Origin of the sequence: Micromonospora arida, from assembly GCF_003857035.1 — a bacterium.
Taxonomy (GTDB): domain Bacteria; phylum Actinomycetota; class Actinomycetes; order Mycobacteriales; family Micromonosporaceae; genus Micromonospora; species Micromonospora arida.
In genome coordinates this window covers 1-12,923 of sequence record NZ_QGSY01000186.1, presented here as the reverse complement: position 1 = coordinate 12,923, position 12,923 = coordinate 1, and the positions used below count along the sequence as shown (strand labels likewise).

Sequence of the window (12,923 nt, the reverse complement as noted above, 5' to 3'; positions counted from 1 at the left end):
CCGCACCACGTCGAGGTCTGGGTTCCCACTCTGCCCGCCACCACGCGTAGCCAGGGCTGACTCCTCGCGAGCCAGGCCGACCAGCACCTGGGCCCGTCGGCGAGTCCGGCTGGCCGGCGCCTCGATCAACTCGGGTTTCTTGATGTCGGGGCATCCCAACCACCAGAACACCCCGACATCAAGAAAGCCGAGTCGATCAACCAGCCCGACGCGCTCGCCGCGCCGCGCGGGGCCGGCGCGCTGTGCGCACTGAGGAGGCGGGACTCAACCGCACCGGTAACGGCAGGTGAGAGAACCGCGCCAGAACGGCGGGCAGTGCCCAACGAAGGGTTTCCGGGGGAGCCCGCCCGGCGCAGGGATCAAGCCTGACCGCCCGGAGCCGGGCGGGCTCCCCCGGAAACCCAGAAGAGCAACACAGAAGAGCCGATCAGGCAGCCGGCCAGTCCTGGGAGGCCATACGTGGCGAGACCGCCCCCGGAGGGGCGGCCTCGAGCCAGGAGAGAAAACCGGTCACGGTCGATCGCGCCATGGCGATCTCCACCGGTGCGTGGTGACTGGTACAGCGGAGGATCACCCAGTCGGCCGGCATGGAGAACCGTTCCTGACCTTCGGGCAACCGGCGGCGCTCCACGGCCAGCCCCTTGCGGGAGAGCACCCGCTTGGGTCGGATCGCGAAGCTGAACATCCGGTACCAGCGCAGCTCGTCACCGGCGAACCGGCCGAAGCCGGGCGACCAGCCGCGGCCGTCGAGCATGGTGGAGACCCGGACGCTGAGCCGGATGATGCCACCGCTGCGGGTGACGAGAGCTCGCCGGACGAAGAGGATCAGAAGCGCGCCGAGGATGACGACAACGCCGATTCCGAATCCTTCGACGATCTCCATCCCCGGTGTGGCTCAGCGGCTCTGCGCGGAGACCGGGGTTGCGCTCTCGGCCAGCACGGTGACACCGTCGGCGCTCACCGAGAGGAAGCCGCCGGCCACCTCGTAGGCGACCTGCTCACCGCCTGCGAGCTTGATGCGTACCTGGCCGGGCTCGGCGAGCTGGCCGAGCAGCGGCGCGTGCCCCGGCAGGACACCGAGCTCGCCTTCGGTCGTCCGGGCGACGACCATCTCGGCGTCACCGGACCAGACCTTCTCCTCGACGGCGACGAGCTCGACGTGAAGCTGCTGTGCCACGCTGTCTCCTTGCTGCGGCTACGGATTGCCGAAAGTCTAGCCTGACGACGCGGCGCGCCCAACGCGGGTGGGGACAACGCCGACCTGACTACTTGGCCTTGTTGACGAATTCCGGGTGCTCCAGCAGGAACGGGTCGAGTTGCTCGTTGTGCAGAGCGGTGAAGAAGTCCGGAACACCTTCCTGGAACTGCTCGCCCAGGTACTTCTTACCCTCGAAGACCCCACCACCGGGCAGCTTGATCATCTCGATGGTGTTCGGGCGAATGTCCTTCAGGGCGATCCCGAAGTCGACCACGCTGTTGCCCCGACCGTTGAAGATCAACGACTGGCCGGCGGCGCGGAGCACCTTGTCCAGCTTGATCGGGTTGGACACCACGTCGGCGCTGAACGCCTGGCCGACCATGGCCTTGACGAACTGCTGCTGGTGGCGCTGCCGGCCGTAGTCGGAATCCGGAACACCGTTCTTCGGGTAGCGCTGCCGGACGTAGTCCAGCGCCTGCCACCCACTCAGGTGCCGGTTGCCCTTCTTGTAGAGCGCCTGCGGGCCGACGTAGCCCTCACCGCGGGTGTTTCCCGGCCGCGGCTTGCCGTCCGGCTGCTTGTGCTCGGACTTCACGTCGCGCTCGATGTACATGTCGACACCGCCCATGGCGTCGACGATCTTCTGGAAACCGGTGAAGTTGATGATCGCGCCGGCGTCGAAGCGCTTGATGCCGGTGACGTTCTGCACTGTGGTGGCCAGCAACTCGAAGCCCCGTGCCGCGTCGGGGTTGGCACCCGGCACCTTGCTGCCGAACGACATCGCGGCGTTGATCTTCGTGGTTTCGCCCGGGAAGTCGGCCTTCTTGAACGGCGGGATCGGCACGTAGAGGTCACGAGGCAACGAGAACAGGTAGGCCCGGTCCATCGAGGCCGGCACGTGCAGCACCATGATCGAGTCGGCCAGCGGCGCGGCCGTCGGCGTACGCGGGTCGATGCCGACGAGCAGGATGTTGAGAGGCCCCTTGATCTCGCTCTTCTTCGCCTGGGCGCCCGCCGCCTGGTCGCCGAAGAGGTCGGCCTTGCCGACGGCACCCTCGTAGCGGGCCATGAGCACCTCGGTGCCCACCAGCACGGCGCCGCTGAGCACGGTCAGCACGGTGCCGAACACCGTGCACAGCCTGGCCCACCGCGGCACACCTCGCCAGATGGACGGCTTGCGGCCACTCTTGCCGGCCTTACCCACGAGCAGCTCCGTTCGTCACGCCCACGACGAGGAAGACGGGCGCACGTCGTCGAAGGGTTGCAAAGATCAACGCTCGTTAAGGTGAGCGCGGATCGAACCGTAGCTCGGGACCCTCCGGAATGACGACCACGAGTAACGGACCGCGACGATGGTAGGACGCGAACATGAACAAAAGACTGCCCCGGCATTGCCGGGGCAGTCTTTTTGCTACGGGTCGAATCGGGCCGATCAGGCCTTCATCAGCTCCTCAGCCTTCTTCTCCAGGTCCTCGAGACCGCCGCACATGAAGAACGCCTGCTCAGGGAAGTGATCGTACTCACCCTCGCTGATCTTGCGGAACGCCTCGATGGTCTCCTTGATCGGGACCGTCGAGCCCGGCACGCCGGTGAACTGCTCCGCCGCGTAGGTGTTCTGCGAGAGGAAGCGCTCGATCCGCCGGGCGCGAGCCACGGTGATCTTGTCTTCCTCGGAGAGCTCCTCGATACCGAGGATGGCGATGATGTCCTGCAGGTCGCGGTAGCGCTGCAGGATCCGCTTCACCTCGGTGGCAACCTGGAAGTGCTCGTTGCCGACGAACTCCGGGGCGAGGATCCGGGACGAGGACGCCAGCGGGTCCACGGCCGGGTAGATGCCCTTGTCGGAGATCGACCGCTCCAGGTTGGTGGTCGCGTCCAGGTGGGCGAACGTGGTGGCCGGGGCGGGGTCGGTGTAGTCGTCCGCCGGCACGTAGATCGCCTGCATGGACGTGATGGCCTGGCCCCGGACGGAGGTGATCCGCTCCTGGAGCTCGCCCATCTCGTCGGCCAGGGTCGGCTGGTAACCCACGGCGCTCGGCATACGGCCGAGCAGGGTGGACACCTCCGAACCGGCCTGCGTGAAGCGGAAGATGTTGTCGATGAAGAGCAGCACCTCCTGCTTCTTCACGTCCCGGAAGTACTCGGCCATGGTCAGCGCGGAGAGCGCCACCCGCAGCCGGGTGCCCGGCGGCTCGTCCATCTGGCCGTAGACCAGAGCGGTCTTGTCGATGACGCCGGACTCGGTCATCTCGGCGATGAGGTCGTTGCCCTCACGGGTGCGCTCACCCACGCCGGCGAAGACCGAGGTACCACCGAAGTTGCGGGCGACCCGGGTGATCATCTCCTGGATGAGCACCGTCTTGCCCACGCCTGCGCCGCCGAACAGGCCGATCTTGCCGCCCTTGACGTACGGGGCGAGCAGGTCGATCACCTTGATGCCGGTCTCCAGCATCTCGGTCTTCGGCTCCAGGTCCGCGAAGGCCGGGGCCTTGCGGTGGATGCCCCACCGGTCGTCGGCCTCGAACGTCTCGCCCTCTTTGAGGTTGAGCACCTCGCCGATCGCGTTGAACACGCGGCCCTTGACCGCGTCGCCCACCGGCACACTGATCGGCTCGCCGAGGTCACGCACCTCGGCGCCGCGGACCAGACCGTCGGTCGGCTGCATCGAGATGGCGCGGACCAGGTTGTCACCCAGGTGCTGGGCGACCTCCAGGGTCAGCGTCTTCTCACCGCCGGACAGGTTCACCGTGACGTGGAGGGCGTTGAACAGGGCCGGCATGGCGTCGCGCGGGAACTCGGCGTCGACGACCGGGCCGATGACCCGGACCACGCGACCCGTGGCCGTCTTGGTCTCTACTGGTGCAGTCATCACACTTCACTTCCCGACGCGGCCAGCGCGTTGGCGCCGCCGACGATCTCGCTGATCTCCTGGGTGATCCCGGCCTGGCGAGCCGAGTTCATCTCGCGCGTGTACTTCTCGATCATCTCTTCGGCGTTGTCGGTGGCGCTCTTCATCGCCCGCCGACGTGCCGCCGACTCACTCGCCGCCGACTCGATCAACGCCGCGTAGATCCGCGTGTTGATGTACCTCGGCAGGAGCGCGTCGAGCAGCGCCTCCGCCTCCGGCTCGAACTCGTACGCCGGCAGCAACCCCTCGGAGCGCGGCCGGTCCTCCACCTGCATCGGACCAATGATCTTGGTGACCGGGTTCTGCGTCATGAGCGAGTGGAACTCGGTGTAGACGATGTGCAACTCGTCGACGCCGAGCACGCCGTCCGCTCCGGCACCGCCGTCGACGTCGTCCGCTCCGGCCGTGAACGCCTTGATCAGCGTCTCACCAACGGTACGTGCGTCCTCGAACGACGGCTGCTCACTGAACCCGGTCCAGTTCGCCTCGATCGGCCGGTCGCGGAACCGGTAGAACCCGACGCCCTTACGCCCGATGACGTAGAGCACCGGCTCCTTGCCGTCCGCCCTGAGCCGCGCGATCAGCGACTCCGCCATCCTGATCGCGTTGGAGCTGTAACCGCCGGCCAGGCCACGGTCGCTGGTGACCAACAGGACACCGGCCCGCCGCACCCGCTCGCGCGGGGTGAGCAGCGGGTGGTCGATCCGCGCGTTGGACGCCAGCGCCGTGAGCACACCGGTGATGGCCTGGGCGTACGGCAGGGACGCCTGCACCCGGGCCTGAGCCTTGGCGATCCGGCTCGTCGCCACGAGCTCCATCGCCTTGGTGATCTTCTTCATCGACTTCGCCGAGCGGATCCGTTGACGAAGAACGCGTACCTGGGCCGCCACGGGATCAGCTCTCGGCCGGGCGGTCGGTCGCGCCGTCGCGGAAGCGGGTCACCGTCTCGCGGTTCTCGTCGCCCTCAAGCGGTGCGGCCGGCGCGTCGTTGACCCGACGCTCCTCGTCCTTGCTGAGGAAGACCTGCTTGAACTCGGCGATCGCGCTGTCCAGCGAGCCGATGATCTCATCGTTCCACTGGTTGTCGGCGATGCCGGCCAGCACACCCTGGTGCTTGTGCCGCAGGTACTGGAGGAACTCGGACTCGAAGCGGCGAACCTCACCCACCGGGACGTCGTCCAGCTTGCCCTCGGTGCCGGCCCAGACCGTGACGACCTGCTCCTGCACCGGGAACGGCGAGTAGTTCGGCTGCTTGAGCAGCTCGACCAGGCGCGAACCGCGGTCCAGCTGGGCGCGGGAGGCCCGGTCCAGGTCGGAGGCGAAGGCGGCGAACGCCTCCAGCTCGCGGTACTGGGCGAGGTTGAGCCGCAGCGAACCGGCCACCTTCTTCATCGGCTTCACCTGCGCGGCGCCACCGACCCGGGAGACCGAGGTACCGACGTTGATCGCCGGACGGACGCCCTGGTTGAACAGGTCGGTCTCCAGGAAGATCTGGCCGTCGGTGATCGAGATGACGTTGGTCGGGATGAAGGCCGAGATGTCGTTGGCCTTCGTCTCGATGATCGGCAGACCGGTCATCGAGCCGCCACCCAGCTCGTCGGAGAGCTTCGCGCAGCGCTCCAGCAGGCGGGAGTGCAGGTAGAAGACGTCACCCGGGTACGCCTCACGGCCCGGCGGGCGACGCAGCAGCAGCGACACGGCGCGGTACGCCTCGGCCTGCTTGCTCAGGTCGTCGAAGACGATCAGGACGTGCTTGCCGCCGTACATCCAGTGCTGCCCGATGGACGAGCCGGTGTACGGGGCGAGGTACTTGAAGCCGGCCGGGTCGGACGCCGGCGAGGCCACGATGGTGGTGTATTCCATCGCGCCCGCCTCCTCGAGCTGCCCCTTGATGGAGGCGATCGTGGAGGCCTTCTGGCCGATGGCGACGTAGATGCAGCGAACCTGCTTCTTCGGGTCGCCGGTGCGCCAGTTGTCCCGCTGGTTGAGGATGGCGTCCAGGGCGACAGTGGTCTTACCGGTCTTCCGGTCACCGATGATCAGCTGCCGCTGACCCCGACCGATCGGGGTCATCGCGTCGATGGCCTTGATGCCGGTCTGCAGCGGCTCGTCGACGGACTGCCGGGACATCACGTTCGGAGCCTGCAGCTCCAGCTCGCGGAAGCCCTCGTTGGCGATGTCGCCGAGCGCGTCGATCGGCTCACCGAGCGCGTTTACCACGCGGCCGAGGAAGGCGTCGCCGACCGGAACGGAGAGAACCCGCTCGGTGCGCTTGACGCGCTGCCCCTCCTCCAACTTGGCGGAGTCACCGAGAACGACGACACCGATCTCCCGGACGTCGAGGTTCAACGCCACGCCGAGCGTGCCGTCCTCGAACTCCAGGAGCTCGTTGGTCATGGTCGAGGGCAGGCCCTCGACGTGGGCGATACCGTCACCGGTGTCGGCGACGGTGCCGACCTCCTCGCGGGAGACGTCGGACGAGTAGGAAGAGACGTAGCGCTCCAGGGCGCCGCGGATCTCCTCCGTCGAGATGGTCAGCTCGGCCATCCTCTGCTTCCTTAAAATTCAGGGGCCCGGGATACCTAGTACCGACCGGTCCGAATGGCGTCTGTCATTCCGGGCGCTGCGCGGTCCAGCTACCCCGACGCTGGGCGGCAGAGCCGCTCAGCCGCGGGGCGGCGAAGCCGATCAGCGCTTCGCGAGCGCGTTGCGGGTCTCGTTGAGGCGGCGCAGGATGGTGCCGTCGTACAGGTCGGAGCCGACCCGCACGCTCACGCCACCCAGGACGTGGGGGTCCACCGTCTGCTTGACGGAGACCTCTCGACCGTATATCGCGCTGAGGCTCGCACCCAGCCGGCGCTCGTCCTCGTCACTCAACGGGGCCGCGACGATCACGTACGCCACCTGCCGGTCACGTCGCTCGGCGGCGAGCTCCACCAGCCGGGTGAGCGCGCCGGTGAAGGAGCGCCCGCCGTACCCGCCGAGTGCTACCTCGACGAGGCGGACGGTGACCGGACGGGCCTTGTCGGCGAGCAGCTCGCGGGCCAGGGTGGCCCGCTGCTCGACCGGGGCGACCGGGTCGGCGAGCGTGTTGCTCAGCGCCGACTGACCGGCCACCACCTGACCGAAGCGGAACAGCTCGTCCTCGACCTCGCCCAGCTCGCCGGCCTTGTCGGCGCTGGCCAGCAGCGCCTCCACACCGAGGCGCTCGGTGCCGTCGAGCAGCTCCGACGGTGCCGACCACCGGCCGGCGACCAGCGATACGAGCAGGTCGAGCGCGTCCGCGCCGATCCGCCCGCCCAGCATGTCGCCGAGCAGAGCGCCGCGATCCTCGCCGGACCGGGACGGCTCGGAGAGCGCCCGGCGCAGCCGCGGCTCACGCCGCAGCAGGGTCGCCACGGAGAGGATGGCGTCGGCGGTGGAGGCCACCGCTGACGGCTCCGCGCCGCGGACGTACGCGTCGAGGCGCTCGGCCGCGACCTTGTACGACTCCCGGCTGGCGGCCTGCATCAGCGGGCCCCCGTGCTCTCGAGACCGCTCAGGAACCGGTCGACGGTGCCCTTACGCCGTGCCTCGTCGGCCAGCGACTCGCCAACGATCTTGCTGGCCAGGTCCACCGCGATCGTGCCGACCTCCGCGCGCAGCTCGCGCACGATGGTGGCCCGCTCGGCGGCGAGTGCGTCCTTGCCCGCCTGGATGACCCGGTCGGACTCTTCCCGCGCCTTGGCGAGGATGTCCTGGCGGATGCCCTCGGCGTCGGCCCGCGCGTCGTCACGGATCTTGGCGGCGTCGGTCCGAGCCTCAGCGAGCTGGGCACGGTACTGCTCGAGCAGCTGGTTCGCCTCGGCCTGCGCGGCCTCGGCGCGCTTGATGCCGCCCTCGATCGCGTCGACCCGAGCCTGGAACGTCTGCTCCATGCGGGGGAAGACGAACTTCATCAGCACGAAGCAGAGCACGGCGAAGGCGACCGTGCCGACCACGATCTCTTGCCAGATCGGAATGATCGGGTTGTGGTCTGACTCACCACCCTCGGCGGCGAGGAGGAACAACATGGGTGACCTCCCGGTCGGAAGGGGCGGAATCAGCCGGCCCAGATGAAGCCGAAGGCGATGCCGAACAGCGCGAGCGCCTCGATGACGGCGAAGCCGATCCAGACGTACGGCAGGGTCATGCGCGACGACTCGGGCTGCCGGGCGGTCGACTGGATGTAGGCGGCGAAGACCAGGCCAACGCCGATGCCCGGGCCGATGGCGGCGAGACCGTAGCCGATGGCAGCGGTGCTACCGGTGACCTCGGCGAGAACGCTAGCGTCCATTGGTGTGGTTCCTCCTGGTTATCACGCGTGACTCTCACGCGGGACGACAACGGTTGGTGCGTGGATCAGTGCTCTTCGGCGAGCGCACCCTGGATGTAGCTGGCGCTCAGCACGGTGAAGACGTAGGCCTGCAGGACGATGACCAGCGCCTCGAGGAGGGTCAGCGCCACGGTCATCACCCAGGAGACCACCGAGATCGGCGCCAGCCAGGCGTTGGCGTTGAGCATCGCGAAGCCGCCGAGCGTGAAGACCAGCAGGAGCATGTGGCCGGCGAACATGTTGGCGAAGAGACGAACGGCCAGCGAGAACGGCCGGATGATGAAGGTCGAGAACGCCTCGATCGGGATCAGCAGCGGCAGGATGTACCACGGTGCCGGCGGGATCAGGGCGTGCTTGAAGTATTTGCCGAAGCCGTGGTGCCGGATGCCGATGTAGTTGAACAGCACGTAGCTGATCACCGCGAGGATCGCCGGGAAGGCGATGTGCGAGTTCGGCGAGATCTGGAAGAACGGAATGATCGCGAACGAGTTCGTCAACAGCACGAAGCAGAACAGCGTCGTGAAGTACGGAGCGAACCGCACGCCCTGGTGACCGATCATGTCGACCGAGATGTTGTTGCGCACGAAGCCGTAGATCGACTCGGCGAACCACTGCTTCTTGGTCGGCACCAACTGTGGGTTCCGATAGGTCGCCAGGAAGAAGATGATCAGAACGCCGACCGCGATCCAGATCATCAGCGTGAACTTGGTGAACCACGGGGCGTTCTCCGCGCCCCAGGGCACGATCGCGGGCAGGTAGAAGTCGTCCACACTGGGTGGGAATGCCGCCTGGCCCGCTGCCAGAACGTTCGCCTGTCCGAACACCGTGTCCCTTCCTAAGTAGGCGTGCCGAGCCGACGGACGACGAGGATGATCCCCCCGGTCACGCCGAGCACGACGCCGATTCCGGTGGCGACGCCACCGGTATCGAGCCACTGGTCGACCAGCCAGCCGATGAAACCCCACACGAGCATTCCTCCGATGAGGTAGCTGAGCGCGGTCCAACCCTGACCGGCGCCGGACGGATAATCGTCCGGTTCACCGGCGGGACGGGGGGTTTGGTCACCAGCCATGACGGGGCGAACGATATCAGCCGGGAAGACGAGGCTGTGCCTCACCCCCCGCACAACCGTCGTTGTGTGGGCTTCTCGTGGGCGCCGTCGTCTGTGGGCACGCTACTCCCCTTCCGCCCGTCGGAAAATGACCGGAGGCCGACACATTGCGGCGCGTCCGCTGGTTGGGACGACCGCCAGGTCAGCCGTGCGGCCGGCGAGCGTGCACCGTGGTCAGCCACCAGAGGTGCACCGCTGTCCACACTGCCACCCCGGCGACGATGCCAAGGCAAAGAGGGATCAAACCGGGCCAACCAGTCGACGCCACCGCCACCAGCACCACACCCAGCAGGCTGAACTTCAGCACGTACAGGCCCACCCCGAGCGGCAGCAGCAACTGCGGGTTGACCTGGTCGGCCCGCGCCAGCACCACAGTGGTGAGGGTGTAGCTGAGCACCGTGACGCCCACGCCGGCCGCCGCGCCGACCGCGGCCGTCACACCGCCGGTCACACCGCCCACCACCGCGGCGACCACGGCGAGCGCCGCCGACGCACCCAACAGCACCGGCAGGTGCCGCAGCCGCCACCGCCGGTCGGTGCCCGGCTCGACCACCCCGGGCTCAGCCACGGGGGTACGCCGGGAACGCCGCGACCAGCTCGGACACCTCGGCACCGAGCCGGGTCAACTCGTCGACCCCGCCCGGAGCACCGGGATCGGTGCGCACCGCACGGGCGATCAGGGTCGCCACCTGGCGCAGCTCCCCCTCGCGCATCCCCTGCGTGGTGACGCTCGGTGTGCCCACCCGGATGCCGGAGGCCACCATCGGCGGCTGCGGGTCGTACGGGATGGCGTTCTTGTTCAGGGTGATCGACGCGGCGTCGCAGCGGCGCTCGGCCTCGGTGCCGGTCACTCCCAGCTCCCGCAGGTCGATCAGGGCGAGGTGGGTGTCGGTGCCACCGGACACCGGGCGCATCCCCTCGTCGGCCAGCCCGGCGGCGAGCGCCTGGGCGTTGCTGACCACCTGCCGGGCGTACGTCTGGAACTCCGGCTGGGCGGCCTCGCGCAGCGCTACCGCCTTGGCGGCGACCGCGTGCATCAGCGGGCCGCCCTGGGTGAACGGGAAGACCGCCTTGTCGATCCGCTGGGCCAGCGACTCGCGGCACAGGATCATGCCGCCGCGAGGCCCGCGCAGCACCTTGTGGGTGGTGGCGCAGACGACGTCGGCGTACGGCACCGGGGACGGGATCGCCCGGCCGGCGACCAGGCCGATGAAGTGCGCCGCGTCCACCATCAGGTACGCGCCGACCTCGTCGGCGATCTCCCGGAACCGCGCGAAGTCGATCAGACGCGGGTACGCGGTGGCCCCACAGATGATCAGCTTGGGTCGGTGTGCCCGCGCCAGGTCCCGTACCTCGTCGTAGTCGATCTGCTCGGTGTCCGGCCGGACCGGGTAGCCGACCGGGTGGAACCACTTGCCGGAGAAGTTCACCCGGCTGCCGTGGGTGAGGTGCCCGCCGTGCGGCAGGTCCATCGCCAGCACCGTGTCCCCCGGTTGCACCAACGCGGCGTACGCGGCCAGGTTGGCGCTCGCCCCGGAGTGCGGCTGGAGGTTGGCGTGCTCGGCCCCGAAGAGCTCCTTGGCGCGGGCGATGCCGATCTCCTCGGCCCGGTCCACCTCGGCGCAGCCGCCGTAGTAGCGCCGACCCGGGTAACCCTCGGCGTACTTGTTGGTCAGCGTCGACCCGAGCGCGGCCAGCACCGCCGGCGAGGTCAGGTTCTCGCTGGCGATGAGCTGCAGGCCGCCGCGCAACCGGTCCAGCTCGCCGAGGACCACACCGGCGATCTCCGGGTCGGTGGCCCTGAGCTGCGCGAAATCCGGCCCCCAGAAGGTGCTCGTCTCGGTCTCCACAGCGAACGAGTCTAGGGGGCCGCAGACTGGGACCTGTGAGATGCCTCGTCACCGGAGCGACCGGCTACATCGGCGGGCGGCTGACGCCGTTGCTGCTCGCCGACGGGCACACCGTGCGTTGCCTCGCCCGCAAGGCGGTGCGGCTGCGCGACGTGCCCTGGGCCTCGGCGGCCGAAATCGTCGAAGGAGACCTGAGTCGACCGGAGACGCTGCCCGCCGCGTTCGCCGACGTGGACGTCGCGTACTTCCTGGTGCACTCGTTGGGCCGGTCCGACTTCGAGGCGGCCGACCGGACGGCGGCGACCAACTTCGCGGCGGCGGCGCGCGCGGCCGGCGTACGCCGGATCGTCTACCTGGGTGGGCCGGAGCCGGCGTCCGACGCGGAGGTGCCGTCCCCGCACCTGCGGTCCCGTGCCGAGGTCGGCCGGATCCTGCTGGGCAGCGGGGTGCCCACGGCGGTGCTGCGGGCCGCGGTGATCATCGGCTCCGGCTCGGCGTCGTTCGAGATGCTGCGGTACCTGACCGAGCGGCTGCCCGCCATGGTCACCCCACGCTGGGTGGGCAACCGGATCCAACCGATCGCGGTCCGCGACGTGCTGCACTACCTGGCCGGCTGCGCCGACCTGCCGGCCGAGGTCAACCGGGGCTTCGACGTCGGCGGGCCGGACGTGCTGACCTTCCGCGAGATGATGCAGCGTTACGCCCGGGTGGCCGGGCTGCGCCAGCGGATCATCGTGCCGGTCCGCCCTCTCACCCCGTCGCTCTCCTCGCACTGGGTCGGTCTGATCACCCCGGTGCCGAACAAGATCGCCCGCCCGCTGGTGGAGAGCCTGATCCACGAGGCGGTCGCCCACGAACACGACATCGCCCGCTACGTCCCCGACCCGCCCGGCGGGCTGACCGGCTTCGACGAGGCGGTGGCGCTGGCGCTGGCCAAGGTGCGCGACGCCCAGGTGGAGACCCGCTGGTCGAACGCCAGTGGCCCGGACGCGCCCGCCGAGCCGTTGCCCTCCGACCCGGAGTGGTCCGGCGGCTCTGTCTACACCGACGTGCGCGAGAGGGCGGTGGACGCCCCACCGGCGGCGCTCTGGCGGGTCGTGGAGGGCGTCGGCGGCGAACACGGCTGGTACTCGTTCCCCCTCGCCTGGTCGATCCGCGGCTGGCTGGACCGGCTGGTCGGCGGGGTCGGGCTACGTCGGGGCCGACGCGACCCGCACCGCCTCCAGGTCGGTGAGGCGCTGGACTTCTGGCGGGTCGAGGAGATCGTCCCGGGCGAGCTGCTGCGACTGCGCGCCGAAATGCGGCTACCCGGCCGGGCCTGGCTGGAGATGCGGGTACTTCCAGCCGAGGACGGCCGCAGCCGCTACCAGCAACGCGCCGTCTTCCTGCCACGCGGCCTGCCGGGGCACGCCTACTGGAAGTCGGTGGCCCCGTTCCACGCGGTGGTCTTCGGCGGAATGGCCCGCAACATAGCCCGCAACGCCGAACAGCCCCGCTAACCC

General features: G+C 69.0%; 14 protein-coding genes. 1 reads left to right on the top strand and 13 read right to left on the bottom strand.

The features are described 5' to 3' along the window. Positions 1 to 427: 427 nt before the first annotated feature. From DLJ58_RS17065 to DLJ58_RS17005, 13 genes are all read right to left on the bottom strand, one after another. Positions 428 to 883, bottom strand: coding sequence for a DUF2550 domain-containing protein (locus DLJ58_RS17065; RefSeq protein ID WP_124857610.1), 456 nt, complete (start codon positions 881 to 883; stop codon positions 428 to 430). Positions 884 to 895: 12 nt separating this feature from the next. Next, on the bottom strand, positions 896 to 1,177 hold the full coding sequence (locus DLJ58_RS17060; RefSeq protein ID WP_030333186.1) for a F0F1 ATP synthase subunit epsilon: 282 nt from the start codon (positions 1,175 to 1,177) through the stop codon (positions 896 to 898). Between the two features lie 88 nt (positions 1,178 to 1,265). Further along, the gene (locus tag DLJ58_RS17055; protein ID WP_124857608.1) at positions 1,266 to 2,408 is read right to left on the bottom strand and encodes an LCP family protein; all 1,143 of its coding nucleotides are present in this window, start codon (positions 2,406 to 2,408) and stop codon (positions 1,266 to 1,268) included. Between the two features lie 222 nt (positions 2,409 to 2,630). Beyond that, positions 2,631 to 4,067 (bottom strand): F0F1 ATP synthase subunit beta, encoded by a 1,437-nt coding sequence (atpD, locus tag DLJ58_RS17050; protein ID WP_124857606.1) that lies wholly within the window; start codon positions 4,065 to 4,067, stop codon positions 2,631 to 2,633. Beyond that, the gene (locus DLJ58_RS17045) at positions 4,067 to 4,996 is read right to left on the bottom strand and encodes a F0F1 ATP synthase subunit gamma (protein ID WP_124857604.1); all 930 of its coding nucleotides are present in this window, start codon (positions 4,994 to 4,996) and stop codon (positions 4,067 to 4,069) included. The genes atpD and DLJ58_RS17045 overlap by 1 nt, the downstream gene beginning before the upstream one ends. 4 nt (positions 4,997 to 5,000) lie before the next feature. Continuing rightward, complete coding sequence (gene atpA, locus DLJ58_RS17040) at positions 5,001 to 6,653, bottom strand: F0F1 ATP synthase subunit alpha (protein ID WP_124857602.1); 1,653 nt, start codon at positions 6,651 to 6,653, stop codon at positions 5,001 to 5,003. A 141-nt stretch (positions 6,654 to 6,794) separates the two neighbouring features. After that, a complete protein-coding gene (locus tag DLJ58_RS17035) occupies positions 6,795 to 7,616 on the bottom strand; it encodes a F0F1 ATP synthase subunit delta (RefSeq protein WP_124857600.1) in 822 nt (273 codons plus the stop codon). Continuing rightward, positions 7,616 to 8,155 carry a F0F1 ATP synthase subunit B gene (locus tag DLJ58_RS17030; RefSeq protein WP_112584053.1) on the bottom strand — a complete coding sequence of 180 codons (540 nt, stop codon included), beginning with the start codon at positions 8,153 to 8,155 and terminating at the stop codon, positions 7,616 to 7,618. Before DLJ58_RS17030 ends, DLJ58_RS17035 begins: the two co-directional genes overlap by 1 nt. Before the next feature lie 32 nt (positions 8,156 to 8,187). Beyond that, complete coding sequence (locus DLJ58_RS17025; protein WP_091405890.1) at positions 8,188 to 8,421, bottom strand: ATP synthase F0 subunit C; 234 nt, start codon at positions 8,419 to 8,421, stop codon at positions 8,188 to 8,190. Positions 8,422 to 8,486: 65 nt separating this feature from the next. After that, entirely contained in the window at positions 8,487 to 9,284 is a 798-nt protein-coding gene (gene atpB, locus DLJ58_RS17020; RefSeq protein ID WP_124857598.1) for a F0F1 ATP synthase subunit A, read from the bottom strand. Positions 9,285 to 9,295: 11 nt separating this feature from the next. Then, positions 9,296 to 9,532, bottom strand: coding sequence for an AtpZ/AtpI family protein (locus tag DLJ58_RS17015; protein WP_091405894.1), 237 nt, complete (start codon positions 9,530 to 9,532; stop codon positions 9,296 to 9,298). A 181-nt stretch (positions 9,533 to 9,713) separates the two neighbouring features. Continuing rightward, a complete protein-coding gene (locus DLJ58_RS17010; protein WP_124857596.1) occupies positions 9,714 to 10,139 on the bottom strand; it encodes a hypothetical protein in 426 nt (141 codons plus the stop codon). Next, positions 10,132 to 11,421 carry a serine hydroxymethyltransferase gene (locus DLJ58_RS17005; RefSeq protein ID WP_124857594.1) on the bottom strand — a complete coding sequence of 430 codons (1,290 nt, stop codon included), beginning with the start codon at positions 11,419 to 11,421 and terminating at the stop codon, positions 10,132 to 10,134. Before DLJ58_RS17005 ends, DLJ58_RS17010 begins: the two co-directional genes overlap by 8 nt. 35 nt (positions 11,422 to 11,456) lie before the next feature. On the opposite strand from DLJ58_RS17005, the gene DLJ58_RS17000 reads away from it, so the two are divergent. After that, the gene (locus DLJ58_RS17000; RefSeq protein WP_124857592.1) at positions 11,457 to 12,920 is read left to right on the top strand and encodes an SDR family oxidoreductase; all 1,464 of its coding nucleotides are present in this window, start codon (positions 11,457 to 11,459) and stop codon (positions 12,918 to 12,920) included. Positions 12,921 to 12,923: the final 3 nt, after the last annotated feature.

Coding starts and splice junctions, on each gene's coding strand:
- DLJ58_RS17015 (WP_091405894.1), bottom strand. CDS start 9,532: ATGGCTGGTGACCAAACCCCCCGTCCCGCCGGTGAACCGGACGATTAT.
- DLJ58_RS17025 (WP_091405890.1), bottom strand. CDS start 8,421: ATGGACGCTAGCGTTCTCGCCGAGGTCACCGGTAGCACCGCTGCCATC.
- DLJ58_RS17035 (WP_124857600.1), bottom strand. CDS start 7,616: ATGCAGGCCGCCAGCCGGGAGTCGTACAAGGTCGCGGCCGAGCGCCTC.
- atpA (WP_124857602.1), bottom strand. CDS start 6,653: ATGGCCGAGCTGACCATCTCGACGGAGGAGATCCGCGGCGCCCTGGAG.
- atpD (WP_124857606.1), bottom strand. CDS start 4,067: ATGACTGCACCAGTAGAGACCAAGACGGCCACGGGTCGCGTGGTCCGG.
- DLJ58_RS17065 (WP_124857610.1), bottom strand. CDS start 883: ATGGAGATCGTCGAAGGATTCGGAATCGGCGTTGTCGTCATCCTCGGC.